This window comes from Staphylococcus agnetis (assembly GCF_011466855.1).
Lineage (GTDB): Bacteria > Bacillota > Bacilli > Staphylococcales > Staphylococcaceae > Staphylococcus > Staphylococcus agnetis.
The window spans coordinates 734071-759579 of sequence record NZ_CP045927.1 but is presented as its reverse complement, the minus strand read 5'-3'; the positions used below and the strand labels follow the sequence as shown (position 1 = coordinate 759579).

Sequence of the window (25509 nt, the reverse complement as noted above, 5' to 3'; positions counted from 1 at the left end):
TGTAGTCACTACGAACGTTGTTATTAATGCGATGATTAGAGCTAACAGTTTATTCATTCTAAATTCCTACTCCTTTCGCTTTGATAATTTCTGCAAAATTTTCATCGATATATCTGCTCATTTTTCTAGCGTTGAATCTCCATCGATTAAATGAATCATCTGGATAGTGTGCAATTCCAAGTCGCTTGAGTTCTTTTTCGAATTTGGGATTAAATAAAAACTTGTTTTTGATAGTGTCATCAGCCGACATTTTTAATTTCTTTTTTAGGTCTTTTAGATCCCACACTGGGTCATTTGCTAAATCCTCTAATTCTCTAAACTTTTCACTTTCAATGAGTACAAATCCTTCAGGAATTGATGCAGTTATTTGTATTGTTTGAACCATAAGGGCACCTCCTATTTATATTTGTTGTGCTATACTTTTCTTATCTCCTTATGAGAGGAGGTGATAAGTATGAGTTTTAAAATGTACTGTTACTTATTTTCGCTTTACCTTAAAGGCCAATTGAAATACAAAGATAATAGAACTACTGATCGTTTATTAAACAAAAATTACATCTATCAAAAAATTGTGGATTTTGACGGTTATTTTCCTATTCATGACGATTACGTCTATATCTCTGATGAGGGTAGAGAATTCTTCGAAAACTTTAATTTAAAATTTGCAATACCACTGCTACTATCGACATTATCGTTGCTAGTATCGATAACAGCATTGGTAATATCGATTGTGTTTTAAATTCTTCTTTCGGTCGGTTATTCTCGTTCAAACACTTTATTAAATAGCCGACTGAACGATTGTAATCTGCACTTCCTCTTCTTAAAGCGAGTAATAATAGTTTGGCTTTTGTTAAATGATGATTTTTGTCATTTAATATCGACATTAATTCCTTTTTATGCTCTTCGTTCATAATGTCCTCCTTAAATTAGTTGTTCAATTGTGAATTTTGTTCATAAATTTTCTGCTATACTCCTGTTAAGGAGGTGAAAAACTTATGAAAAATTACTATCATCTTTTATCTTTTCATGATGATATGGCTGAAAAATCTGTTAATAGCTTTCTCAAAGATGGTTGGGAACTTGTTCACGTTGGTACAAAATTGACTCATATTTTGGATAACGGACAAGCTTATTACAATACTGAATATGTTCTGGGCGGAACTAAGGAGCAGTATGAAAAATATATTGCTGATTCTGAAAAGGCTGACAAAGATTTATTTAGCCAATTTCAACTTAGCGACGATGGTTAGCTAGATAATGTTGTTCTCTATCTATTAGGTAGAGAACTTCATTTATTTCAGCGTATGAAAGTTTGGCATTTTTTATTTCTTCGTTTAATCCCTTTTTTAATAGTTTTTGTTCTTCATTGAGTAAATTTTTAACTTTTTCAATAACACGAATTTCTGGATCTGCTAGCTTTTTTATTTCTTTCATTGTTTGTCCTCCTTTATGTTGGTTGTTCGATTGTGGGTTATATTTCGATAGCCGATGGTCTAACATCTTTGATAAATTGGATTGCCAAATCTACATCTTTTCGTTTGATGTGGTTATTAGGTGCGTTGCCTTTCATGCCTAAGTGCTTTTTAGTTAGTACAAGTAATCGGCTTTTAGCTTTACCAATGTGATAGTTCTTTTGTTGTTCCTGACGCTTGTTCTCTCTCGCCATCTCGTAAATATCGCCAGCCAACACATCTTCAAGTGAAAGTTGAATACCTAAACCTTCTACAAATTTCTCAGCTTTATTTGTAATTGCATATTGAATAGCAACGATGTCTTGTGGTGTCACGTACTCTCCTGTTACAGCTCGTTTCAAGTAAGCTAAATCTTCACTTTGATTACTCGTCGAATCGTTTAGTCTTGCAATTTGTTCAACCAACATTTTTACTAACTCTGGATTATTCGCTAACTCCTGTATAGTTGGGTTAACTGAATATGTTCCTGTACGTCTGATTGAAGGAAGAACTTCAGATGTAACAAACCGTTTGAATTTTCTAGCCGTCTCTTTAATTACTGGATTAGCACTTTGTTGCGCTGCTGCAAATATTAAACTGTACAATCCTGATTCGTTAATTACTGTTGTTCGAGATTTGTAATTAGAACCATCTTGCTGAATTAGCAATGTGGTTTTATCTTCTAAATCCACATTTTTCGAAACCGTGCTCGAAACATCTTTGTATCCCAAAATCTCAGCTACATCTTTACCTACAAAATACGGTTCATCGTCTACCGTTAATGTCCTTACTGGTAATTCTTCGAAATTAAAAATTTGTAATTCTTGCATATTGTTTATGCTCCTTTCTCTAAAACTTGTATACATGTATATTTTTAATGAATTGAGTTCTACAAAATATAATGTGTTATAATTTTACTGATGCTATTGCGTCAGATTGGTGGTGATTAATATATGGCTTATGAAATCAAAAGAATTAGGCTAACTAGTAATGCAAATAATGGAACTGAAAAAATCAGCGAAGTATTATTGCATAATGGTCACTCTGAAACTGTTTCTCAAGTTGTAAGATATTTAGATAGTGGAATGGAATATTTCTATACAACTTCTTACAGTTCTAGAGCAAATGTTGAGTCTGTTCATCCTTTAGGACGTTCTCCCTACATTCGCACAGTTGGAAATGGAACAGAAGCAGATAATCTGCTGAGCTTGCCTAGATTTTAGTTTTTTTCAGTCCTTATGCTTATTCGGCGTAGGGACTTTATATTTAAATTTTGTAGTAATGATTGTTTCATCACCCGACTCTTCATTCACTTGAGCCCATTCAATTGGCTCTATATCATTGTTTTGTGCCTTTTCTAATAATTCTTGTAATTTTTCGTAGAAATCTTTCATCATTAGTCCTCCTTTATGTTGGTTGTTTTTGTTTTTCTTTAAATGCTAAAATGATTGATTTCTTTTTATTATTCATAAATACGAAATTTTCGTATTCGTTACCTAAAAAAATATCATCGTATTTAACATTAAAAGCGCTCATATATTTGGAAAGTAAGCTGTCCTTAATATTGGTGGAATCTTTTTCCATATTTTGAATTGTACGTGAGGAGACACTAAATAAATCTCCTAACTCTTCTTGAGTTAATCCGTAATCAGTTCTCAACTCTTTTAATGTTTTCATGTTGTCACCGCCTTTCGGTAATACTAATATAATACGAAATTTTCGTACTGTCAACACAAAATACGTTTTTTTCGTAAATTTCTTTACTATGATATGAAAATTTCGTATAATAAGAAAAAAGGAGGTAAGTAAAATGAACAAAGAAAGAAATATGATCATTGCCAAAAATATTAGAAGATTCTTAAAAGATTCAAACATGTCTCAAAAGAAACTTGCTGAATTAATTAACATAAAACCTTCCACTTTAAGTGATTATTTAAATTTGCGCTCAAACCCATCACATGGAGTTATACAAAGAATAGCTGACGTTTTTGGTGTTGGCAAAAGCGACATAGACACTACATACAAAGACGACAACGACATCACTTCCATATACAATAAACTCACACCTCCTCGCCAACAAAACGTCCTCAACTATGCTCACGATCAACTAGAAGAACAGAATTCCAAAGGCGATAATGTTGTCGATATTAATTCTTATAAACAAGATAAAATTGAAGTTAATGTTAACGGTTGCGTCTCTGCAGGTGTGGGAGAACGTCTGCATGAAGAAACGTTATTTACTGAAATGGTTAAGGCTCCAGTACCTCCACATGATTTAGCATTGAAAGTTAACGGTGACTCTATGGAACCTATGTTTAAAGATGGCGAAATTATATTTGTGGAGAAAACGCATAATATAAAGAATGGTCAAATAGGAATATTTATCATTGAAGAAGAGGCGTATTTAAAGAAGGTGATTGTAGAAGATGACAGATTAACTTTAATCTCATTAAATAAAAATTACAAAGACCTTCATTTTTATGAGAATCAAAGCGTTAAATTAGTCGGCAAAGTGATTTTATAAAAAATAGGAGGGATTAAATCTTGCTTAATCCAGAAGAGAAGCTAATTCAAAAGATTAAAGAATTGCGTCAAGAATTTGAAAATAATCCACTCATGACTCCTTTAATATTAGAATATTTAGTGAAAAAATACGTTGAAGAAGAGTATAGGAATGAACAAATCTAATTTACTCTGAATACTTAAAATAAAATTTTAAAAAAATAGGTGATTCAAAGAATGAAAATTATTATTACTTTAATTATAGCATGTGTTTTAATTTTTACTGCTTGCAGTAAAAATGAAGAGAAAAATCAAAATAATTCTTCTAATGAAAGCAAAAAACAACTGGAATCTGACTATAAAGTCCGGGGATCAAGTAACAACATTGTTTATAATAAATTAAATGATAAAAACATTAAAAGAAAAGGGTCTATCGCCTATCCAAGTAATGATAATACAACTACGTATTTTTTAAATAATGATGATGAGATCATCCATGTGAAACGAAGTTTTAATCATTACCCTCTTGATTTTAAAAATGACAAATCTATTATAGATCAACAAGTCCACGACTATATGGAGAAAGATGCAACATTAAAGAAGATTGATAAATCTAATATAAGAACATACTATTCTACTAAATCAAACAAAAATTACTATGCATCTTTTGATTTAAATACAGATGGAAAAGTAACAGGAATACTTATTTCGAGCCAAAAATAAAAGATAGTAGCCTTCATATTTAAATCACTATATCTAGATAAAGTTTAGAACAACAAGGGGGATCTAATACATGAACTTAAAAGAAATAACTGATAACACAGGATGGAGTTTAATTGAAATTTTAAAAAGGATTAATAGTCTTCCATACGTTACAGAAGAAATCACTATTAAAAGTTTAGAAGACATGACTAAAGAAGAATTCAAAAAGTTTCTTTTAGGTAGAACGTGGGAGGATATTAATGATTGATAAAAATAACAATGGCTTTTACACTCTTTTAACTATTCTCCTATCAATAATTACCTTATTAGGAATATTAGCATTTATATTAATGTGAATTATAATGATAGAAAAACTGGAGGAATAAAATTTGAAAAAAATTAAGTATAAAATCGACGAAACGTTTCTTTTTATAGCTATAATGACTTTACCTTTAGTTATTATAATGCCTATCTTCCTCTCTATACCTTTAGTATTATTGGTATTTGGTATTAAAAAAGTGTAAGTTGATTCAAAAAACCGCTCCTCATGGGAAAAGGAGCGGCAAACAAATACAAATATTCATGATAGCTCACTATTCATCAGTGAACTGATTGCATTATAACAATTTAATTTTTATTCTTCAAGAAAAAACCGCTCCAATGTGACAGGGAGCGGCCAAAATGAAAATAACTGTTAGGTTCTTCGCTAATTAGGAGAACCAATTATATTTTATCAATATTATTTATATATTACAAGTGAGATGTATAAGTTGTATAAACGTATTGATAACCATATGGGAGAAGATTTATCATTTGTGATTTTAACACTAGCTTTACTTGTACTACCTTTGTTACTTATCTTAATTTAACTTATTATCTTAAGGGAGTTTGATTAAAATGAATATAAAAGATATTACTGAAGAAACAGGTTGGGACTTAGTAGAAATTTTAAAAAGAGTTAATAGCTTCCCCCGCGTTACTGAAACAATTACAGAAGAAGAATTGAAAAACATGACAAAAGAAGAATTTTCTGATCTACTCTCTGGAAATAATAAAAAGATTGGTATTGAAGAATAACTTAGAGGTTAAGGGGATTAAAAAACGCCTACTTTAGTAGACGTTGCAGGGAGGTGAGGTTTTGAGTAAATATAAGAATGGTTCCACAAGGTCTTTAGGTAAACCTAGTAAAGATAAGGGGACTAGAAAACCACCCGGTAAAAAATGAATTACATTTCTATAAAATAAATTTGTGTTTTTTCGTTTGTATTTATTAAGACTTTAGATTCATTTTCTGGTTTCTGTGACCATTCAACAATATCATTGAAAGTTTTTAAAGGTGGTTCTTCGTCGAAAGGTTCAATGATCAATTCAGTAGGTTCGTTGTTTTGAGTGTTAAAGTTAGTAATGTATCCACAGTTTATTAATTTTTCTTCAAAATCAAAAATATAAACAACGGTATGTTTGTTATTGTTGAAGATGATTTCTCTAACTGGTTCGGCATACTGATAAGCTAACCCACTTACGTTCCTTGAGTTGTTTATTTCGATTTTCATTTTCTCTATTATTGATAACGGTATTAAAAAAGGATAAGCAATAGATAATATTAGCGTTCCAATAAGAGATAATAATATTGAAATTTGAATACTCATCCAAAGGTTCATAAGCAAAGTTAGTGAAAACAAGATGATGAAATTTGTGAGAGATAATGAAATATTATAAAAAACTCTATCTTGATTATCATAAACTTTTATTTTCCCCATTTTGTTTAGTAAGAGAAATGATAAGAAACCAAAGCCTCCTGAAGATACGATAGCACTTAATATTGGTATCTCTAAAATGTTCAATATCTCACCTACTTTTTTCTTTAATTATAACATGTATTTATCAATGTGTTTAATTTTAATAGCATTAAACTATATATTGGGTACTCCCACGTACCCTTATTATTTTTTTACTTTTTGAGGAGGGATAGTATGCAAACACGATGTTATGACGGAAAAAAGTGGCAATATGAGTTTAAATACGAGGGTAAAAGATATCGAAAGAAAGGTTTTAGGACTAAACGTGAGGCTAATTCAGCGGGATTAGATAAGTTAAATGAGTTAAGGCAAGGCATTGAATACGAGCCTAATTTAACACTTTGCGACTATTTCAAAACATGGTGCGAAACGTTTAAGAAGTCCACTGTGACACCTAAAACTTATAAGTCTTACGCTTCTGCTATAGAACATATCAATAACCACCCTATCGGAAATAAAAAATTAAAAGACCTATCTAGGTATCACTACCAAGATTTTATTAATGAATTTTCAAAAACGCATTCTAAAGAATCTATTAGAAAGTTAAACGGCTATATTAGGACATCTTTAGACGATGCTGTTTATGAAGGACTTATAGCAAAGAACCCTACTTTCAAAGTGAGTTATCGTGCTAGTAACCCTAATAAAAGTGAAGATAGTAAGTTTATCAACCTAAAAGATTATGAAATATTAAAACAACATTTAATTACTAAAGATAATGCTTCAGCACTGGTGCTGTTTATTATGATATGCACAGGGTGCAGGATTAGTGGAGCTTTGAATTTAAAGCGTGAATATATTAATCAGGTTAAAAGTGAAATATACATTGATGAACATAAAACTGATTCGTCACCACGTTATGTATCTATTAGCCAAAAAGATATGAATCATATTATCAAATCTATTGATCGAATACCTAGAACAATGGATGGCTCGATTTTCGGTGAACTTACAAACAACGCAGTCAACAAACGTTTGAAAGCTTATTGCAACAATCTAGGTATCAAAGAAATCACTTCACACGCGCTACGTCATACACACTGTTCATATTTATTAGCAAAAGGTATTTCTATATATTACATTTCCAAAAGGTTAGGTCACAAAAATATATCTGTTACTACTGAAGTTTATTCCCATTTACTTGAAGAAACATATAAAGAGGAAAACGAAAAAGCAACACAGATAATTAGCGCAATGTAAGTTTTAGGGACCCATCAGGGACCCAAAAGCCCATAAAACCCGTCGTTATAGAGTTTTAAGTATCCCTCCCAGGACGCTAAAATACTTATATTGTTAAAATGCCGTTATATCACGTCACTATAAACGTTGATATAACGGCATTTTGATTTATTTGAGTGTTTGTCGTTATGCGCTATATTGTGATTTAAACAGCACTCAACGCTTTTATGAAAAAGGCAATCGCTGAAACAGTTACCTTAAATATCATAATAAAAAAAGTTCATTCCAAAAAGTTCATTTAAACATTAACTGTAACTAAGAGTAATATGCTATTAAGTTGAATTTAAAATCTCAATTCCTTCTGTACCACAAAATGTATTAACCTATCTAGTCAAAGTTTTAAATTTATAGACATCACCTTATGTCGAAAATCAAAGTGGCTCCATTGATAACACGTCAATGAACCTTATAAACCCCTAACTTGTCGAATGACCGACGATATATCTCGCGCTATGCCAACATTCAATATTAACGTTTGTACACGATTCTACTTAATATCAATACATCTTCTTTAAACTAATGCGTCGATTACTTTTTATGTCTCTTCCTTTTGAGTACAAATACGTATAACGTCATAAATAATGCGAAAATCAGCGTAGCAATCAGATTTAGAAAGACATTAAATTCTTTTGAAAATACATAGTTAAGTAAAGAATACATTACAAAAAAAGATACAAAAAAATATAAAAAACTCAAAAAGATTTTCAAAATAAAGCCTCCTTAAAAATCATATTATTACACATGTCAAAGTTAACGTATAAATTCCTTTAAACATGTCATAAAAGCAAGGAGAATAAAACAACAACGTAACATCAAAATACTTTTTTAGCCAACTTTATACCCACTAGCTTTATTGACAATACAACACCTTCTTTTAATTAGATGGGTTTAGACCCCGTTCTCATCATATTTTAACATACTAAAACAGGCTAGCCTTAATTTATTACACAACTTCTAATTTATCCCACAGTAGTTTTTCATAAATTAACGTCACTTTACCTGTCGTACCTCTATAGACATAATACATAAATATTAGATGAAACGTTCATATTGCTACGTGATTGTCTCACAAAAAAGCGCTCTAACAAGGGCTGGGACATAGTACCTCTGTAAATTAAAAAAGCCAAAAAATTCATTTATACAAGAACTTTATTGGCTATTATCTATCTCAATAGATAAATTTAACCTTAGTGATGGACCATGGTATGAATTGTGATTCATCCCTTGGGCAAAATTTCTGAGGCATCAAACCGAAAATCCATATTGAGGTCAGGCGCTTAGAAAAAGGGGCAATCATACGTTTAATGATTTATATCCCAATCCTAAAAGTAACAAATCACAAATAAACCTCATTGTTCTGTATTTTCAGTTCTACATCGAGACTTTGAAAATGCATTGTTCTCAAATTATGTACGATTTCCGCGCTTCTTTTTTTGAATAAATTGAATAACAATCACTGCAGTAGCTATGAGTTACGTAACAATATTTATGATTGACAAAACATTATTATTCTTTTGCATACTTATCCCTCTTTACACTATCCATTAATCTAAAACCTTAATATTATGCAATATGCATCCTCATAAATGTGACAAGGTACCAACCAAACTATCATTAAGATAAACTGTACCATTCACTTCAGAGTTACACAACCTATTATATCGCGATATATAATTTCGGATAACCTTTTATCATTCAAAGTAGTAACGTGTTGTTTTTTTATTTTTAAGTGCATAAAAAAACCGCAACCTCAACGGCTACGGTTCGAAGATAGAAGTGCTTACTTCTAGCAAGAGATAGTATTATATATCCACATTACTTATATTTTAAACATACTTTTAATATTTTTTGTTTAAATTTAATAATTAGCCAATAAATACGATAGAAGTTGGTATCCTCATTTTTAAACTTCTGGTCTGCCTTAAATTGAATAGACATTTTTACAATACATCATTGACGTGAACGTCGACACTGATAGGCATTGTGAATGACCAAAATGAATACAAGTAAAAACGCTAAAGATGAAATGAAAAAAATCATCTGTATTGATAGCCATTTGGATAAGATACTGAGTAACAATGAGCTCATACCAAATCCTAAATCAAAGCTTGAAAAGAGTGACGCATTGGCCAAACTACTTTTCGCATGATCAACACTTTGTACGGCCCATGTTTGAAGACTAGGCATTAACGTTCCATATCCAGCACCGAATAATGTCGCTGATAGGATGAGCATTGGCAAAGTGTGTGTCATCGCAAGGACAATCATGGATATGAACGCAATGATCGCTGAAAAAAATAATAATATTCCATGGTCCTTTCCTATCATACCAACGACCTGTAATAAGACGAATCAGCGTTGATACGAGCGCATTAATTACGAAGAACAAAAAGACGCTCGGTATGTGACGTTGCTCACTAAAGATAACAAGAAATGTAACGATGGATCCAAAACTAAACGTAGACAACACCACTAATACAGATTGAAAACGTGTCGCTTTCAACATTAATGATTCTAAAAATTTAAACCCTTTAACGTCTACATGCGCCTTTTTAGGCGTATCAAGCATCGTTAACATCACTAAAGCAAATAGATTCAGAGCAGTAGCACAAACAATTAAAATATAAAATGTATAGGCATTATAGACAAATATTCCTAAACTTTGTGCGATGATTGCTCCTGCTGTCGTAGAAATTGAGAAATATCCTATACCTTCCCCTAACTTACTTTCAGGAAGATAATCAATGGCTAGTGTATTGTTGACTGTCGTTGAGGCACCCCACAATGCACCATGGAATAGACGTAACGCCATTAAAATCACAATAATTTCTAAAAATGGGTAACTTATTGTGACAATTAGTAGCATCGCTGTAATTAAAATAACGATCATTTTAACATTGCGATTAATCATATAGTATCCAATAAACGGTCTAATCAATACTGAACCAATTGTAAAAAGTGAAACGATCAAACCAATTTGTAATGGACTCGCTTGCATTTGATTTAAATACGCGGGTAAAACCGGTAATAGCATTTCAAAAGCAATAAATATGAAGAAATTGCTTACGAAAAGCATCATAAATGATTTGTTAAATATTTTATTGTAGTTCATTATTTATCCTCACTTCTAAATTTAATATTAATTTAGAAGTGATACATCCACTGAAACACTTTTACACCTTCTTAAATAACGCATCTTTCAACAGTCCTCTCTATAAAAATTTTAATTCTAAATGTGTCATTACACCCTTTGGCATTTCTACTATGGCACCGTTTTAATATATATAAATATGTATGTCATTTTTTAAATTTATTATTCATTTCTTCATTAAAATGAAATGGATAACCACTATACTCCATTTCCTTTTTCTTGTAAAATCACAAAAAAATACCGCAACCTAAAGGTTACAGTATTTCAAGTCGACTCGAATAAAGTAATTATTTGAGCTTTAACTCTCTACCTCTCATAATCCATTTGTAAACATTTAAATTAAAAAAACGACATAATGAGTCGAATATCTCCATAAAACTTGTGACACTCATGCATGTCATAAATGTGTTATTTTACATATTATTATTAAAGGTAAATTAATATAGAATTAATGTTTTTATTGAAATTTATCAATTATACTAATCATGTAAACAAAATCATATGACCAAGACAGAAGGAGTATATACTAGAATGAACATTAAATCACTTATTATTACAGGGTTTGCAGCAACAATGTTAGCAACTTCAGTGTTTTCAACTGTGGGGACAGTTGACGCACAAGCAAGTACACAAGAAGCTAGCACTTATCATAACCAACAAATGGAAAAAGAACTAAAAGAATTATACGATAAAATTTATGTAAAACTTTTATCATCTGTTAGTCAACCCGATTATTTCAAACGCGAATTAACTGCCGCGAAATTCAAAGCTAAAATTGCGTTAAAGAAGAAAAACTATGGTCTAATGGCGCAATCAAAAGGTGAATTAGAAAGACTTTACGATCAGTTAGCACGCACAATGTATCCTGATAACTACTAAATTAAAATATTTTTTTTGACCTTTATACTACTGGAAAATCAAAAGACAAATCTTTGTTAATTTCATAACAAGATTTGTCTTTTTTTAATATCCTTATCATACCCTCTTATATATCGATATTAAATATTACACAACTTTCATATACATGACAAACACATAGTGTTTATGCTATTGTGAAAGCAATATAATTGTTTTTTATAAATGATTTTGGGAATCGTACTTCATTAATTTTTAGACATCTCGCCATAAGTCATTTATTGACCGCGTCTTAGAAAGGGGTATCTTTTTTGAAATTTGTAGAACTTACACCAGATGAATATCATCAGTACATCAATCATCACTTTAAACAGTACACACAATCTATAGAACATTATCAAGCGCGAAAAGAAAAGGGGCTTCATGTGGCCCTTTTAGGGGTTAAAGATGATAACGATAACATCGTTGCAGCAGGATTATTCACCGCTGCCCCTTTACTAAAATATTTTAATTACGTTTATAGCCATCGAGGACCGGTGTTGGATTATTCTAATACAACATTGGTTGAATTTTATTTCAATGAGCTTAAAAAGTATTTTAAAAAGAGACGTACTATCTTTATGCTGATAGACCCTTATGTGATACGTCATATACGTGATTTTAAAGGGAATATTGTAGAAGATTTTAATATTTCATCACTAATAGAGACATTCAACACGCTTCAATATCAACATCAAGGTTTTTCAACAGGTTATTCTGAATTAAGCCAAGCAAGATGGTTAGCTATTTTAGATTTAAAAGACAAAGCACCATCCTCGATATTAAAAGGGATGGAATACAATACTGCTCATAGTATTAAAAAAGCCATGCAAATGGGCGTTAAAATTAAGACGCTTTCTGTAAATGAAATGGATGCTTTTTATGCCCTTTATCAGAAAGCAGAAATCAAACATGGCTTTTCACTGTTTACCAAATCTTATTTAGAACAATTTGTAAGGAACTATCCAGAAATCACGTCGATTCAATTGGCCTATATCCATTTAAATGAACATATTGACATTTTAAAAACTAAGGCACATGACATAGATGAACAGATAAAAAAACAGTTACAAAATCAAACGCAACCTTTATCTAAGAAAAAACAAAATAAATTAAAAGAACAACAAATTATTTATGATAAGTTGCAAGAAAATATGACAGTAGCAAATCAATTACAATTGAAACATGGCAATACACTCCATTTAGCTGCCGCAATTTTTGCTGAAACAAAAGATGAAATGGTCTATCTTTTTAGTGGATCAGATCCTGAATTCAACAAGTTTATGGGCAGTTATGTCTTACAATGGCATATGATTCAACATGCGAAACAACAACATATAGACCGTTATAATTTTTATGGCATTACTGGTGATTTTTCAACTAAAGCTGAAGACTATGGTGTACTACAATTCAAAAAAGGATTTGGCGGGTATATCGAAGAACTGGTTGGAGACTTTATATGTGTCACTCATCCTCTTCTTTATCGTATCTATCAACTTAAAAATAAATAAAAACAAGCCACCTTATCACGTAAAATGTGACAAGGTGGCGCTTTCATTTTTGGTACTTTATAAAAATAAGGTACATATCGCAATGATTAACGCGATGATACCTATGAAATAGTTTAAAACGTGCGTAGTTTAATTAGCGTTAATTTACCCATCATAGATTCTCCTTAGTAAAAAGTAGCTTTAACACTAACACGCATCCTATCATTACGGTCATACCAATGATACCTTTAATGCATTCTGACAGTGTTGTTCTTCTAATTTTAATTTGTATTTTCACCATAACTTTAAAGTAAATTCATCTTTAATAAAGTTGAATTACTCCTTAAATAGCCCCCTTTACAGTAATTAATATGAGTGTATATTAATGTGGTGCAAAATACAATATTTTATTTTTAAGCCGTTGTCATTTCATTTGTTCTAAACCTGATACAATGTCGCCTTTTTCATATTGATGTTGATCTATGAACTGTATCTTCATGGACTTCCCTCTTGTATGGTTAATATCCGTCATCACTTGAAAATGAATATGTGGTTCTGTTGAATGACCACTATTGCCACATAAAGCAAGCCGTTCCCCCTGTTTCACTTTATCTCCTACACCTACGACTAATGAATGTTGCTTTAAATGCGCGATAAGGCTATATTCATTCTCGCGATGCTTTAATATGACATAATTCCCTAATAGGTTTTGTGTATCCACGACACCAGGCTGTTGGTCTTCTCTATCATCATTTAGCGCCACTACTTCACCCTCACTCGGCGCAATGACTGGTGTGCCAAAACAATAGTAATGGCGTAACTGACTACCATCGTGATGAAACGACCGAGCGTCTTTTAATATCACTAAGTCATACGCATACCGTTGTGTTTCATTAGGATAATGATAATTTAACAACGTATTGTCACCGCCCCAAAAAATATAAAATTCATTTTCTACTGGCATAATGTACTGATTAAACGTTGTTAATACATGTGATGACTCTGTATCTACTGGTAAAAGTAACATTGACGTAATTTCATATTGGTGAAAAGTCATGCTAATCCCTGCATCACGATTGGAACTGTACCATATCGCTTCACCGTAACCCGCATTAAAGCGATCGAGATAAATGTCACTCTTACCGTAATGTTTACAATAATACTTAAATAGTTTTTTAAATGCTCTATAGCTTATATGTGATTGTAGTGATTTAGAAAATCGTTGATATATGTGTTTTACTCTTTTTTGATGTAATGCCTCGGTAATTTCAGTAATAGTGAACATTGGGTACTCCTTTTTTTAATATCGTAATAACTACCTTATACGTTATTTTTAATTAATAAGAAAATCATGTTTTACTTATAAAAGATTAAAAAAATATGATACCATTATTTTAAAAGATAACAGAGGGTGTCTCAATGAATAAGATAAAAAATGAACCATTACAAGTTCTTGCTTCAATGCTCATTATTAATGCGAATTATGTGCATGGTACACTTTATTTAAAAGAAGATGGTGTTTATTTTAAAGCTAAGGGTCTTTTAGCTGACCAAGAAATACGTTCTCAATTTTTATTCAATGAGATTCAACTTATCAAATTTGGATTCTCATTTAAGCCTTATCGTATTGTCATAAAGACGTTTAGCGATGAAGCTTATATTTTTGATTTTGTATCTAAACAAGAAGGTAAAGCATTGGTTCAAGCTGTAAAACAAAACCTATCACGTGCATGATGTACGCGCAATTAACATATGACTCGTCATTAATTCATATAAAAAGGCTAAACACGTTGATTGTGCTTAGCCTTTTTATAATTTAACTATAGATGATGGTCGCTCGATTTTAATATTGAAATGGTACAGTACTTAAAATATCATGTTGACGATTACGGAAATTAAGTGTCCCTTCTCCATCATCAAGTTTTATTTCAGCATATGTTTCTTCTTCGTTACTACGTGAATGTGTAATACTACCAGGATTTATCACATGTATCCCTTGAAGATATTCATAACGAGCAATATGCGTATGACCATAAAACGCAAATGTAGCACCCTGTGCTTTAGCGTGTTGTGCTAACATGTCACGGCCTTGATTCACACCCATACGATGACCATGTGTAAAAAAGAATGTCACCCCTTGTATTGTGATTGTGTCTTCCTCTGGAAATTCTGGGTAAAAATCCATATTTCCTTTCACACGTCGATACAAACTTAATTCTGTATCTTGATAGGTGAATTCAGAATCTCCTAAATGAATAAATGTATCTGCATCATCATGTTTATCATAAATTTCATGTAAAATACCTGTTTCTGAATGATTATCACTTACAAGTATCAATTTCATTTCGATTCGGTCCCTTCCATGTACGCTTGAAGTTGATCGATAGCGCGTCGACGATGTGAAATTTGAGCTTTTTCTTCTGCAGATAATTGTGCCATCGTTTTATTTTTATCCGGAACATAGAATATTGGATCATAGCCGAAACCATTCTCACCGATTCGAGCAAGTGTAATTTCACCATTCACCGTACCTTTAAATGTGTGTGTCTCTCCGTCAGCAGTTGTCATACTAATCACACACACAAAACGTGCCGAACGATCTGTTTGTTCCTCTAACAATGATAATACTTTATCGATATTGGCATGATCATCTTTATCTTCACCCGCAAAACGTGCCGAATAAACACCTGGTGCACCATCCAAGGCGTTAACTTCTAAGCCACTGTCATCTGCAATCACTGTTTTATGTAATGCTTTTGCTGCAGCTTCTGATTTTAAGCGGGCATTTTCTTCAAACGTTGTTCCTGTTTCTTCAACATCAAAATCATCTATCAGTTCATTTATACCGATGACATTATATTCAGAAAAAATGACTTTAAAATCATTAATCTTTCCTTTATTTGATGATGCAATTACAATATCATTCATAAATTTTGTCCTCCTAGCCTAAATGAATTTTTTCCACTTTGACATGCTTGTATTTTAACCACTCTTTAATAATAAATTCAATATGCGTAGTTTGACCATTCGCAAAAAATCGATGCTTTGGTTGAGGGTTATAGTGGGCATGTTCATGACTAAATGTGAGTAGTGCACTCACTTCACGTGCCGTTTCCAATCCAGATGAAATGACTGTCTTTGCACGATTAAAATACTCATTAATGGGTTGGAATAATAAGGGATAGTGTGTACATCCCAAAATAACAGTATCAGCTTTAATATGTCTCCAACTTTTTAACGTTTGATGAATCACAATACTTGTAATAGTAGGATCTTTATATTTGAGTTCTTCAACTAGCGGCACAAAGCCAGGACATGCGACACCATGTACTTCAACATTAGGATTAATGCGCTTAATATGTTGACGGTATGCTTCGGACTTAATTGTACCTTCTGTACCTAAAACAAGGACACTATGATTTTCTGTTGTCATAATTGCAGTACGTGCCCCTGGTTCAATTACACCTATAACTGGTATTTTGAGTTGTTTTTGTAAGGGTTCTAACGCGACGGCTGTCGCAGTATTACATGCAATAACAAGCATTTTAATATCATATTGCGTTAAATAGTTCGCCATTTCAATTGTAAATTGACGTACCTCTTCTTGAGATCTAGGACCATAAGGACAACGGCTCACATCACCGAGATAATAAATCGTTTCGTTTGGCAATTGTCGCATGATTTCTTTTGCGACTGTGAGACCTCCTACTCCCGAATCTATGACGCCGATAGGTCTCTCCATTTTCTTCATCCTATTCTTTTTATACTTGTTGTACATTTTATCATACACCGCATATGTTGATAAGTCACATTCTTTACATTCCTAACGCATCATCATGCTATGAATGAAATTATATCGCTCAATGATGTATCCAAATCTTAACTTGAATATATTAAAAGCGGAGACACATGGCCTCCGCTTCTAAATTAATGGTATTAGTCTACTTTATGATCTGAGCCAAAGAATGACTTGAACATATGGAATGATGTTTCACGATTAAGTGCTGCAATTGACGTTGTTAAAGGTATGCCTTTCGGACATGCTTGAACACAGTTTTGTGAGTTACCACAGGCCTGTAAACCACCTTGATCCATCAATGCATCAAGTCGTTCATCTTTTGTCATTGCACCAGTTGGATGCAAGTTAAACAAACGTACTTGTGAAATGGCTTGTGCACCCACAAAGTCATTTGAAGGCGTCACGTTAGGACAAACTTCTAAACACACACCACACGTCATACATTTAGATAACTCATAAGCTGTTTGACGTTTCTTTTCAGGCATACGTGGTCCAGGACCTAAATCGTATGTGCCATCTACAGGAATCCATGCTTTCATGCGTTTTAAATTATCAAACATACGTGAGCGATCAACTTGTAAGTCTCGGATCACAGGGAACGTGTTCATCGGCTCAATACGAATCGGTTGTTCTAATTGGTCTACGATTGTTGAACAAGATTGGCGAGCACGACCGTTGATAACCATTGAACATGCACCACAAACTTCCTCAAGACAGTTCATATCCCAAGTAACAGGTGTCGTTTTTTCACCCTTATCATTGATCGGGTTACGACGAATTTCCATTAAACAAGCGATTACGTTTAAATTTTCACGATAAGGAATTTCGAAACCTTCTTCATATGGTTTTGAATTTGCATTATCTTGACGTTTAATAATCAATTTAATCGTTTTATTATTATGATGTGTTGTTTGCTGTTGTCCTTCATTTGAAACTTGTTCTTTCGTTTCAACCATTATTTTTTACCCCCTTTTGACTTACTAGTATAGTCACGTTTACGAGGTTCAATTAAACTTACATCCACTGGTTTATAAGTGAACGTAGGTTTTTCAGTTGGCCCATTATATGTTGCGATTGTATGTTTTAACCATTCTTCATCATTACGTTCTGGGAACTCTGGTTTGTAATGTGCACCACGTGATTCATTACGATTATATGCCCCGATCGTAATGACACGTGCCAATACAAGCATGTTCCATAATTGACGCGTAAAGAATACGGCTTGGTTACTCCACGTTTGTGTATCTTCCATATCAATGTTTTCAAAACGCTTCATTAACTCAACAATTTTCTTATCCGTTTCAAGTAATCGATCATTATGACGCACAACCGTTACGTTTGCTGTCATAATTTCACCTAGTTCACGATGTAATTTGTAGGCGTTTTCCGTTCCCTTCATATTTAGAAGTTTATCGAAACGCGCTTGTTCTTCATCGATACGTTTTTGATAAATGCTTTCATCTAAATCGACATAGGATTTATCTATATTTTCAACATATTTAACAGCATTAGGACCTGCAACTGTACCACCGTAAATGGCAGATAGTAATGAATTCGCGCCTAAACGGTTACCCCCATGTTGAGAGAAGTCACATTCACCAGCAGCAAATAATCCTTCAATATTCGTCATTTGATCGTAATCAACGTAGAGACCACCCATAGAATAATGAACAGCTGGGAAAATTTTCATCGGAACTTTACGTGGATCGTCACCCGTGAATTTTTCATAGATTTCGATGATACCACCAAGTTTTACATCAAGTTCATGTGGATCTTTATGAGAAAGATCTAAATAAACCATGTTTTCACCGTTGATACCTAGTTTTTGATTGACACAAACATCGAAAATTTCACGTGTCGCAATATCACGCGGTACTAAATTACCGTAGTCAGGGTACTTCTCTTCTAAGAAATACCACGGCTTACCATCTTTATACGTCCATATACGACCACCTTCACCACGTGCGGATTCACTCATCAGACGTAATTTATCGTCCCCAGGAATCGCCGTAGGATGGATTTGAATGAATTCACCGTTTGCATAATGTACCCCTTGTTGGTACGCAATCGATGCAGCTGAACCTGTATTAATCATAGAGTTTGTTGTTTTACCGAAAATGATACCTGGGCCACCTGTTGCCATAATGACCGCATCTGAACCGAAAGATTTAATTTCAGATGTTGTGATATCTTGAGCGATGATCCCTCTCGCTTTATTTTCATCATCTTTAACAACACCTAAAAATTCCCAACCTTCATATTTTGTTACTAAGCCATCAACTTCATAGCTACGTACTTGTTCATCTAACGCGTAAAGTAACTGTTGTCCCGTCGTTGCACCCGCAAATGCTGTACGATGGAAAAGTGTGCCACCGAAACGTCGGAAATCTAATAAACCTTCCTTAGTACGACTAAACATCACACCCATACGGTCAAGTAAATGAATAATTTTAGGTGCTGCTTCAGTCATAGCTTTTACTGGTGGTTGATCTGCTAAGAAATCGCCACCGTATACAGTATCATCAAAATGTAAATATGGTGAGTCACCTTCACCTTTCGTGTTAACTGCTCCATTAATACCACCCTGTGCACATACGGAATGTGAGCGTTTAACTGGAACAATTGAGAACAAGTCTACGTGAGCCCCTTGTTCTGCCGCTTTAATTGTTGACATTAGGCCTGCAAGTCCGCCACCGACAACAATAATTTTCTTTTCTGCCATAGCATTGTCACTCCCCTGAAATGATTAAAACGTTAAGACTAAAAACGCTTGTGTCAATTCTTAATCAATCAAGTGTTTTATTTTTGTCTTATTAAAGCTCTGAAATGCACGAATTTGCCAACATCTAAACGAATGCTAAAATTGCACTCACGCCAATGTAAGATAAGATTAAGAATACCACTAATGATACCCATGTAAATACCTTTTGTGATTTAGGAGATTGTAAAATTCCCCAAGTCACTAGGAATGACCATAAACCATTAGCAAAATGGAATACAACGGCGATAATACATACGATGTAAAAAATTAACCAAATAGGATTGGATACGATTTCATGAACCATATCATAGCTTACTTCTTCACCAAATAACTTTTGGATACGCGTTTGCCACATATGTATCATCACGAATAAGAATGTTAACAAACCTGATAAACGTTGGAATAAAAACATCCAGTTACGCATATATGAATAATGTCCGATATTTTGATTTGCTGTAAATGCGATATAAAAACCGTAAAGCGCATGGAATAAAATCGGAATGTATATCATAATAAATTCTAGCGCGTAAAGAAATGGTAATGATTCCATAAATCCTGCCGCTTTGTTAAATGCGTCTACCCCTTGCGTAGCTTGGTGGTTTACTGTTAAGTGAACTACTAAAAATGCACCTAGTGGAATCACGCCAAGCAACGAATGTAATCTTCTAAGGTAGAATTGATTCTTCGATTGTTCCAAAAGGAAGTCCCCCCTGCGATACTAAATTTTTTTGACTTCTTTTTTTTAATGTTGCCCTTAAGAAAACGTTTGCACATCTTATTAAAAAAAAGAAATCAACTTTTCTTCATTGTAACACTAAATGTGACGAAATTGGGTATGAGAATGATTCTCAACCCAATTTTATCCATTTTCTTCGTGCAATGTGTCATAGAGCGCTTTCGCAGTTTTTTCAGGCAACCCACACATTTGTAATTCTTGGAGTGATGCTTGGCGCATTTTTTTAATAGATCCAAAGTGACGTAATAGCTTTGTCTTGCGCTTAGGACCAATCCCCTCCACTTGGTCTAATACGGATTGTAGCCCTGTTTTCTGTCGTGTTTGACGGTGAAATGTAATCGCAAAACGGTGCACTTCATCTTGAATACGTTGTAATAAATAGAAAGCTTGACCATTCTTTTTTAGTGGAATGATTTGAGCCTCTTCACCGTATAATAATTCTGACGTTTGATGTTTTTCATTTTTTTGTAAACCTGCGACCGGAATATCTAACCCTAATTCATTTTGAATCACGTCAATAACACTTGACATATGACCTTTACCACCGTCTACAATGATTAAATCTGGCAAAGGCAACCCTTCATTTAATACGCGTGTATACCGGCGACGCACAGCTTCCTGCATTGATTTATAATCATCAGGACCTTCAACCGTCTTGATTTTATATTTTCGATATCCTTTTTTATCAGGTTTCCCATCTACAAATGACACCATAGCGGATACCGGATCGACCCCTTGAATATTTGAGTTGTCAAAAGCTTCTATACGAATTGGCGTTTGAATCCCCATCGCATCCCCTAATTGTTCAATTGCTTTAATCGTTCTTGATTCGTCACGTGCAATCATCTCAAATTTATTTTCAAGGGAAATTTTAGCATTTTTATTAGCTAAATCGACCAGTTGTTTTTTCGCCCCTCGCTGTGGTGTTAATATTTTAGTGTCAACTACAGACTGTATCATGCTATGATCCAGTTCTTTAGGTACATGTATTTCTCTAGGAATAAAATGCTGATTGAGTTGATAAAATTGGCCAATGAATGTATAAAATTCCTCCTCGGCAGTTTGTTGTATAGGGAACATTGTCGCTTCTCTTTCAATTAAATTCCCTTGTCGCACAAAGAAGACTTGAATGCACATCCATCCTTTTTCCACATGATATCCGAATACATCCCTAACGGTTTGATCTGCAGACATGATTTTTTGTTTTTTCGTTAAGTTATGAATGTGTTCAATTAGATCACGATACTCTTTCGCTTGTTCAAATTCTAAATTTTCACTGGCAGTATGCATGCGTGTTTCTAACTGCTTTAAAATAGTTTTATCCTCACCATTGAGAAAATCACTGATTTCTTTCGTCATTTGATCGTATTCACTTTGTTTTACAGGATAGACACATGGACCCAAACATTGACCAATATGGTAGTAGAGGCACAGTCGGTCTGGCATTTTATCACATTTCCGATATGGATAAATACGATCTAATAACTTTTTAGTTTCATGGGCAGAGTAAGCATTAGGATAGGGACCAAAATATTTGCCACTCCCTTTTCGTACTGTGCGCGTCACAATGAGTTTAGGATGACGTTCTTTCGTGATTTTAATAAACGGATAACTTTTATCATCTTTTAATAACACATTATAACGTGGTTGGTATTTTTTAATAAGATTAAGTTCAAGCAATAATGACTCCGTTTCACTTGAGGTTACAATGTATTCGAAATCCACAATTTCACGAACAAGCCGTGTCGTTTTTAAGTCATGTGCCCCTGTAAAATAAGACCTTACGCGATTTCTAAGGCGTTTTGCTTTGCCCACATAAATCACTTGATCTTGTCGATCTTTCATTAAATAACACCCTGGTTCCATCGGTAAAACGGAGAGTTTTTGTTTGATTTTCGTTTTAACTTCGTTCACTTTTTATCACCCGCTTACATCGCTATACATGAAAAGGCTGGGTCGAAATCTAAAAGAGATTCGTCGCCCAGCCTAAATGATTGTAAATCATAGGGTTGGAACAAATTAAAGATCCTAACCCAATCGTGTACACTTGCTTATTTAAAAATAGTCGCTTTAAACGTACAGACGTATGCACTGTCAATTTTAAAAAATTATAAATGCTTATCTAATACTTGTGCTAAATTTTCTTTAGGTTGAAAACCAACCACTTTATCTACAGGTTCTCCATCTTTAAATACGATTAAAGTTGGAATACTCATTACTTCAAATTTAGCAGCTGTAGCTTGGTTTTGGTCAACATCTAATTTTAATATATCTGCTTTACCATCATAATCATTTGCTAAATCTTCTAAAACAGGTGCAATCATTTTACATGGGCCACACCATGTTGCCCAAAAGTCTACTAATTTCACACCGCTGTTAATTTGTTCGTTAAAATTTGAATCATTTACTTCGATTAATGCCATAGGAAGTTGCCTCCTTGATTTCGTTGATAGTCAAAGTATATCAAATTCATTGCGAATTTTCATTTCAATTGCTCATTATTTTAGTGTTGCAACTGTAACGCCGAATCCACCTTCGCTTGGCATCCCAGTTCGATAACTTGATACACTTCTGTGTTGTTTTAGGTGTTGTTGAACACCTTTTTGTAACGCACCTGTACCTTTACCATGAATAATATAGACATCTTCATAATTGCTCAATACAGCCTGATCTAAATATTGATCTAACGCACTTAATGCTTCTTCGTACCGATATCCTCGTAAGTCCAATTCCATCTTAACTGTAGATCGATTGGATCGTGTAATCATTTTAGATGGTTTTTCTTTTACTTTCTCTTTTTTCTCTAAATCTTCTATAGGTAATTTCATTTTAATAATACCCATTTGAACGACAGCTTCATCATTGCCTATACGTTCTAAAACTTCACCTTTTTGACCGTAAGAAAGTACTTTCACTTCATCTCCAACTTGAATAACATCATGACGTTGTTTCTTAACGTTTTGTTTAATCGATTTTACTTCATATTGATCATCAAGTTGTTTTTTCTTTTCGATGAGTTCATGCTCCTTAACTTCGACACCTTTACGGTCCCTCATATCACGTAATTCTTTTAGAATCGTATCGGCTTCTTGCGTTGCTGATTGCACACGCTGATTTGCTTTTTCTTTCGCCTCTTCCATGAGTCGTGCTTCATAATTTTGATATTGCGTATATTTTTGACTTAATTGTTGATGTAAGGATTCGGCTTCACGTACTAAGCGGTCCAATTCAATACGTTGGTCATCTACACGTTTCGCATTGTCTTCTAATGATGCAATCATCGTATTGATTTCTTTTTCATCATGACCCACCATCGTTTTCGCATGATTTATAATTTTTAAACTCAATCCTAAACGTTTTGATATGTCGAAAGCATTTGAACGCCCTGGAACACCCATAAGCAATTTATAAGTTGGACTTAACGTATTTACATCGAATTCAACACTCGCATTCATGACACCTGGTCGGTTGTAACTATACGCTTTCAATTCTGGATAATGTGTCGTTGCCATTACTTGCGCGTCTATACTTTGAACGTAATCTAATATACTCATCGCAAGTGCTGCACCTTCACTTGGATCTGTTCCAGCACCTAATTCGTCAAATAAAATTAAACTATTTTCATTCGCTTCGTTTAATATAGAAATAATGGTCTTCATGTGGGATGAAAATGTAGATAAAGATTGTTCAATCGATTGTTCATCACCAATATCACAAAATACATTTTCAAATACACTCAATTGACTTCCATCTAACGTAGGTACAAGTAACCCCGACTGCGCCATAATCACGATTAACCCTAATGTTTTAAGTGTAACTGTTTTACCACCTGTGTTCGGTCCTGTAATGATAACTGTTTGGATGTCCTCATCAAATGCAATGGTATTCGCAACGACTGTTTCACGGTCTAATAGCGGGTGATACGCTTTAGGCAAATAAATGGACTTCGTCGTTGTAAATGTGGGTTTCGTTGCTTTAATATTAGCGCCATATCGCGCTTTAGCTATAAGAAAATCCAGATGCCCCATCACATCTTCCGACACAAGTAACGCATCACTTTCTTCAGCTACACTTGCTGTAAGTTGTGCCAAGATGCGTTCCATTTCTACTTTTTCTTCATTACGTAAACGACTCACCTGATTATTCAATTCAACAACAGATGACGGTTCAATATAAATTGTTTGTCCAGATGCAGACTGATCATGCATTATCCCACTGAAATCTTGTCTGTACTCGGCTTTAACCGGAATGACATGTCGTTCGTTTCTCACTGTCACTATCGCATCAGAAAGCTTTTTTTGATTCCCAGATGATTTTACAATACGGTCTAATTGTGACTTAATCCGTTGGTTTGTTTTGGAAATTTTACTACGTATCGATTGTAATTCATAACTTGCAGCATCAAACAAGTCGGTTTCATCACATTTTTCCCTTATAGATTGATACAGCGGTGTCAACACTGGTAATAACATCATTTGACTATCCAGCATGGGATAGTTGATCGTCTCTTCATCATCAACAAGTTGATTGTAAAAAGTTTTAAACTGGTTTTGAATTTGAATCATCCGTTTAATCGCATTCAATTCTTGAACATTTAATGTACCGCCTATTTGGGCACGTTTGACATAAGCTGATATTTGGGATAAGCCACTCAAACTAGGTAAACGATATTGATTATAAATTTGAGCAATTTCATCTAATTCTTCCATTTGAGCCACAACAGTATCAAAATCTGTTGATGGGGAAAGTTGATGTATTTTTGCTGCTCCTAAATCACTAATGACTTCATTTAAAAGTGTCGTCTTAATTTTATTAAATTCAAGTACTTCTAATGTTTTTTGCTTCATAAAATCCCTCAATTTCTTAAGTACACCATTATTAATTTGATTACGTTTCTTACTTTTCTATTGTCAAGAGACGTCTATATTATAAACCCAACTGCAACAGGCACCACATTTCGGGATAATCACCTTAAAATGAATGCT

30 protein-coding genes and 1 pseudogene are annotated in these 25509 nt (G+C 33.5%); 11 read left to right on the top strand and 20 right to left on the bottom strand.

The features are described 5' to 3' along the window. Window positions 1-58 precede the first annotated feature (58 nt). Both GJE18_RS03810 and GJE18_RS03805 read right to left on the bottom strand, forming a co-directional pair. The gene (locus GJE18_RS03810; RefSeq protein ID WP_107368748.1) at window positions 59-385 is read right to left on the bottom strand and encodes a DUF771 domain-containing protein; all 327 of its coding nucleotides are present in this window, start codon (window positions 383-385) and stop codon (window positions 59-61) included. A 265-nt stretch (window positions 386-650) separates the two neighbouring features. Further along, entirely contained in the window at window positions 651-911 is a 261-nt protein-coding gene (locus GJE18_RS03805) for a hypothetical protein (RefSeq protein WP_107368749.1), read from the bottom strand. Window positions 912-995: 84 nt separating this feature from the next. Here GJE18_RS03805 and GJE18_RS03800 point away from each other — a divergent pair, with 84 nt between their 5' ends. After that, window positions 996-1250 (top strand): hypothetical protein, encoded by a 255-nt coding sequence (locus tag GJE18_RS03800; RefSeq protein ID WP_037566188.1) that lies wholly within the window; start codon window positions 996-998, stop codon window positions 1248-1250. Here the strand turns inward: GJE18_RS03800 and GJE18_RS03795 are convergent. Both GJE18_RS03795 and GJE18_RS12145 read right to left on the bottom strand, forming a co-directional pair. Then, on the bottom strand, window positions 1234-1434 hold the full coding sequence (locus tag GJE18_RS03795) for a hypothetical protein (protein WP_037566186.1): 201 nt from the start codon (window positions 1432-1434) through the stop codon (window positions 1234-1236). The genes GJE18_RS03800 and GJE18_RS03795 overlap by 17 nt on opposite strands. Window positions 1435-1471: 37 nt before the next feature. Next, entirely contained in the window at window positions 1472-2281 is an 810-nt protein-coding gene (locus GJE18_RS12145; RefSeq protein ID WP_240928895.1) for a BRO-N domain-containing protein, read from the bottom strand. 123 nt (window positions 2282-2404) lie between these two features. Here GJE18_RS12145 and GJE18_RS03785 point away from each other — a divergent pair, with 123 nt between their 5' ends. Beyond that, window positions 2405-2674 carry a DUF3892 domain-containing protein gene (locus GJE18_RS03785; protein ID WP_105985969.1) on the top strand — a complete coding sequence of 90 codons (270 nt, stop codon included), beginning with the start codon at window positions 2405-2407 and terminating at the stop codon, window positions 2672-2674. A gap of 6 nt (window positions 2675-2680) precedes the next feature. On the opposite strand, the gene GJE18_RS03780 is transcribed toward GJE18_RS03785, so the two are convergent. The 3 genes and pseudogenes from GJE18_RS03780 to GJE18_RS03770 form a co-directional block, all read right to left on the bottom strand. Continuing rightward, entirely contained in the window at window positions 2681-2845 is a 165-nt protein-coding gene (locus tag GJE18_RS03780; protein ID WP_165805336.1) for a hypothetical protein, read from the bottom strand. 13 nt (window positions 2846-2858) lie between these two features. After that, a complete protein-coding gene (locus tag GJE18_RS03775) occupies window positions 2859-3128 on the bottom strand; it encodes an SA1804 family transcriptional regulator (protein WP_107368752.1) in 270 nt (89 codons plus the stop codon). Beyond that, window positions 3125-3299, bottom strand: a pseudogene (locus tag GJE18_RS03770) (transcriptional regulator). Before GJE18_RS03770 ends, GJE18_RS03775 begins: the two are co-directional and overlap by 4 nt. On the opposite strand from GJE18_RS03770, the gene GJE18_RS03765 reads away from it, so the two are divergent. From GJE18_RS03765 to GJE18_RS03745, 5 genes are all read left to right on the top strand, one after another. Beyond that, window positions 3262-3975, top strand: a complete 714-nt coding sequence (locus GJE18_RS03765) for a helix-turn-helix domain-containing protein (RefSeq protein WP_107368750.1) — start codon at window positions 3262-3264, stop codon at window positions 3973-3975. The pseudogene GJE18_RS03770 and the gene GJE18_RS03765 sit on opposite strands and share 38 nt — an antisense overlap. A gap of 20 nt (window positions 3976-3995) precedes the next feature. Beyond that, window positions 3996-4139 (top strand): hypothetical protein, encoded by a 144-nt coding sequence (locus tag GJE18_RS03760; RefSeq protein WP_157950627.1) that lies wholly within the window; start codon window positions 3996-3998, stop codon window positions 4137-4139. Between the two features lie 51 nt (window positions 4140-4190). Continuing rightward, window positions 4191-4676, top strand: a complete 486-nt coding sequence (locus tag GJE18_RS03755) for a hypothetical protein (protein ID WP_105989105.1) — start codon at window positions 4191-4193, stop codon at window positions 4674-4676. Between the two features lie 70 nt (window positions 4677-4746). Beyond that, window positions 4747-4923, top strand: coding sequence for a hypothetical protein (locus GJE18_RS03750; protein WP_157950565.1), 177 nt, complete (start codon window positions 4747-4749; stop codon window positions 4921-4923). A 629-nt stretch (window positions 4924-5552) separates the two neighbouring features. Next, on the top strand, window positions 5553-5732 hold the full coding sequence (locus GJE18_RS03745; RefSeq protein ID WP_107369029.1) for a hypothetical protein: 180 nt from the start codon (window positions 5553-5555) through the stop codon (window positions 5730-5732). A gap of 149 nt (window positions 5733-5881) precedes the next feature. On the opposite strand, the gene GJE18_RS03740 is transcribed toward GJE18_RS03745, so the two are convergent. Further along, a complete protein-coding gene (locus GJE18_RS03740) occupies window positions 5882-6499 on the bottom strand; it encodes a hypothetical protein (RefSeq protein WP_240928894.1) in 618 nt (205 codons plus the stop codon). A 129-nt stretch (window positions 6500-6628) separates the two neighbouring features. On the opposite strand from GJE18_RS03740, the gene GJE18_RS03735 reads away from it, so the two are divergent. Then, window positions 6629-7654, top strand: coding sequence for a tyrosine-type recombinase/integrase (locus tag GJE18_RS03735; RefSeq protein ID WP_107368713.1), 1026 nt, complete (start codon window positions 6629-6631; stop codon window positions 7652-7654). A 1989-nt stretch (window positions 7655-9643) separates the two neighbouring features. Here GJE18_RS03735 and GJE18_RS12305 read toward each other — a convergent pair. Then, on the bottom strand, window positions 9644-9946 hold the full coding sequence (locus tag GJE18_RS12305; RefSeq protein ID WP_338062716.1) for an MFS transporter: 303 nt from the start codon (window positions 9944-9946) through the stop codon (window positions 9644-9646). Beyond that, the gene (locus tag GJE18_RS03725; RefSeq protein ID WP_338062715.1) at window positions 9873-10805 is read right to left on the bottom strand and encodes an MFS transporter; all 933 of its coding nucleotides are present in this window, start codon (window positions 10803-10805) and stop codon (window positions 9873-9875) included. The genes GJE18_RS12305 and GJE18_RS03725 overlap by 74 nt, the downstream gene beginning before the upstream one ends. A gap of 570 nt (window positions 10806-11375) precedes the next feature. Between GJE18_RS03725 and GJE18_RS03720 the strand changes: the two genes are divergently transcribed. After that, window positions 11376-11723 carry a complement inhibitor SCIN family protein gene (locus tag GJE18_RS03720; RefSeq protein ID WP_157951762.1) on the top strand — a complete coding sequence of 116 codons (348 nt, stop codon included), beginning with the start codon at window positions 11376-11378 and terminating at the stop codon, window positions 11721-11723. A gap of 287 nt (window positions 11724-12010) precedes the next feature. Then, window positions 12011-13249, top strand: a complete 1239-nt coding sequence (locus GJE18_RS03715; protein WP_107368711.1) for an aminoacyltransferase — start codon at window positions 12011-12013, stop codon at window positions 13247-13249. Between the two features lie 403 nt (window positions 13250-13652). Here the strand turns inward: GJE18_RS03715 and GJE18_RS03710 are convergent, their stop codons facing one another. Then, entirely contained in the window at window positions 13653-14513 is an 861-nt protein-coding gene (locus tag GJE18_RS03710; protein WP_107368710.1) for a M23 family metallopeptidase, read from the bottom strand. 134 nt (window positions 14514-14647) lie between these two features. Between GJE18_RS03710 and GJE18_RS03705 the strand changes: the two genes are divergently transcribed. After that, on the top strand, window positions 14648-14962 hold the full coding sequence (locus GJE18_RS03705; protein ID WP_105995271.1) for a hypothetical protein: 315 nt from the start codon (window positions 14648-14650) through the stop codon (window positions 14960-14962). A 109-nt stretch (window positions 14963-15071) separates the two neighbouring features. Here the strand turns inward: GJE18_RS03705 and GJE18_RS03700 are convergent, their stop codons facing one another. From GJE18_RS03700 to GJE18_RS03660, 9 genes are all read right to left on the bottom strand, one after another. Next, window positions 15072-15572 carry a YfcE family phosphodiesterase gene (locus GJE18_RS03700; protein WP_105995272.1) on the bottom strand — a complete coding sequence of 167 codons (501 nt, stop codon included), beginning with the start codon at window positions 15570-15572 and terminating at the stop codon, window positions 15072-15074. Further along, the gene (locus GJE18_RS03695; protein WP_105995273.1) at window positions 15569-16156 is read right to left on the bottom strand and encodes an XTP/dITP diphosphatase; all 588 of its coding nucleotides are present in this window, start codon (window positions 16154-16156) and stop codon (window positions 15569-15571) included. The genes GJE18_RS03700 and GJE18_RS03695 overlap by 4 nt, the downstream gene beginning before the upstream one ends. A gap of 13 nt (window positions 16157-16169) precedes the next feature. Beyond that, window positions 16170-16970, bottom strand: a complete 801-nt coding sequence (gene racE, locus GJE18_RS03690; RefSeq protein WP_037566154.1) for a glutamate racemase — start codon at window positions 16968-16970, stop codon at window positions 16170-16172. A gap of 194 nt (window positions 16971-17164) precedes the next feature. After that, entirely contained in the window at window positions 17165-17983 is an 819-nt protein-coding gene (gene sdhB, locus GJE18_RS03685; RefSeq protein ID WP_107368709.1) for a succinate dehydrogenase iron-sulfur subunit, read from the bottom strand. Next, on the bottom strand, window positions 17983-19749 hold the full coding sequence (sdhA, locus tag GJE18_RS03680; protein WP_037566150.1) for a succinate dehydrogenase flavoprotein subunit: 1767 nt from the start codon (window positions 19747-19749) through the stop codon (window positions 17983-17985). The genes sdhB and sdhA overlap by 1 nt, the downstream gene beginning before the upstream one ends. A gap of 124 nt (window positions 19750-19873) precedes the next feature. After that, window positions 19874-20485, bottom strand: a complete 612-nt coding sequence (locus GJE18_RS03675) for a succinate dehydrogenase cytochrome b558 subunit (protein ID WP_107368708.1) — start codon at window positions 20483-20485, stop codon at window positions 19874-19876. Window positions 20486-20647: 162 nt separating this feature from the next. Then, window positions 20648-22438 carry an excinuclease ABC subunit UvrC gene (uvrC, locus tag GJE18_RS03670; protein ID WP_107368707.1) on the bottom strand — a complete coding sequence of 597 codons (1791 nt, stop codon included), beginning with the start codon at window positions 22436-22438 and terminating at the stop codon, window positions 20648-20650. A 194-nt stretch (window positions 22439-22632) separates the two neighbouring features. After that, complete coding sequence (gene trxA / locus GJE18_RS03665; protein ID WP_107368706.1) at window positions 22633-22947, bottom strand: thioredoxin; 315 nt, start codon at window positions 22945-22947, stop codon at window positions 22633-22635. Window positions 22948-23022: 75 nt separating this feature from the next. Beyond that, a complete protein-coding gene (locus tag GJE18_RS03660; protein WP_107368705.1) occupies window positions 23023-25371 on the bottom strand; it encodes an endonuclease MutS2 in 2349 nt (782 codons plus the stop codon). Window positions 25372-25509: the final 138 nt, after the last annotated feature.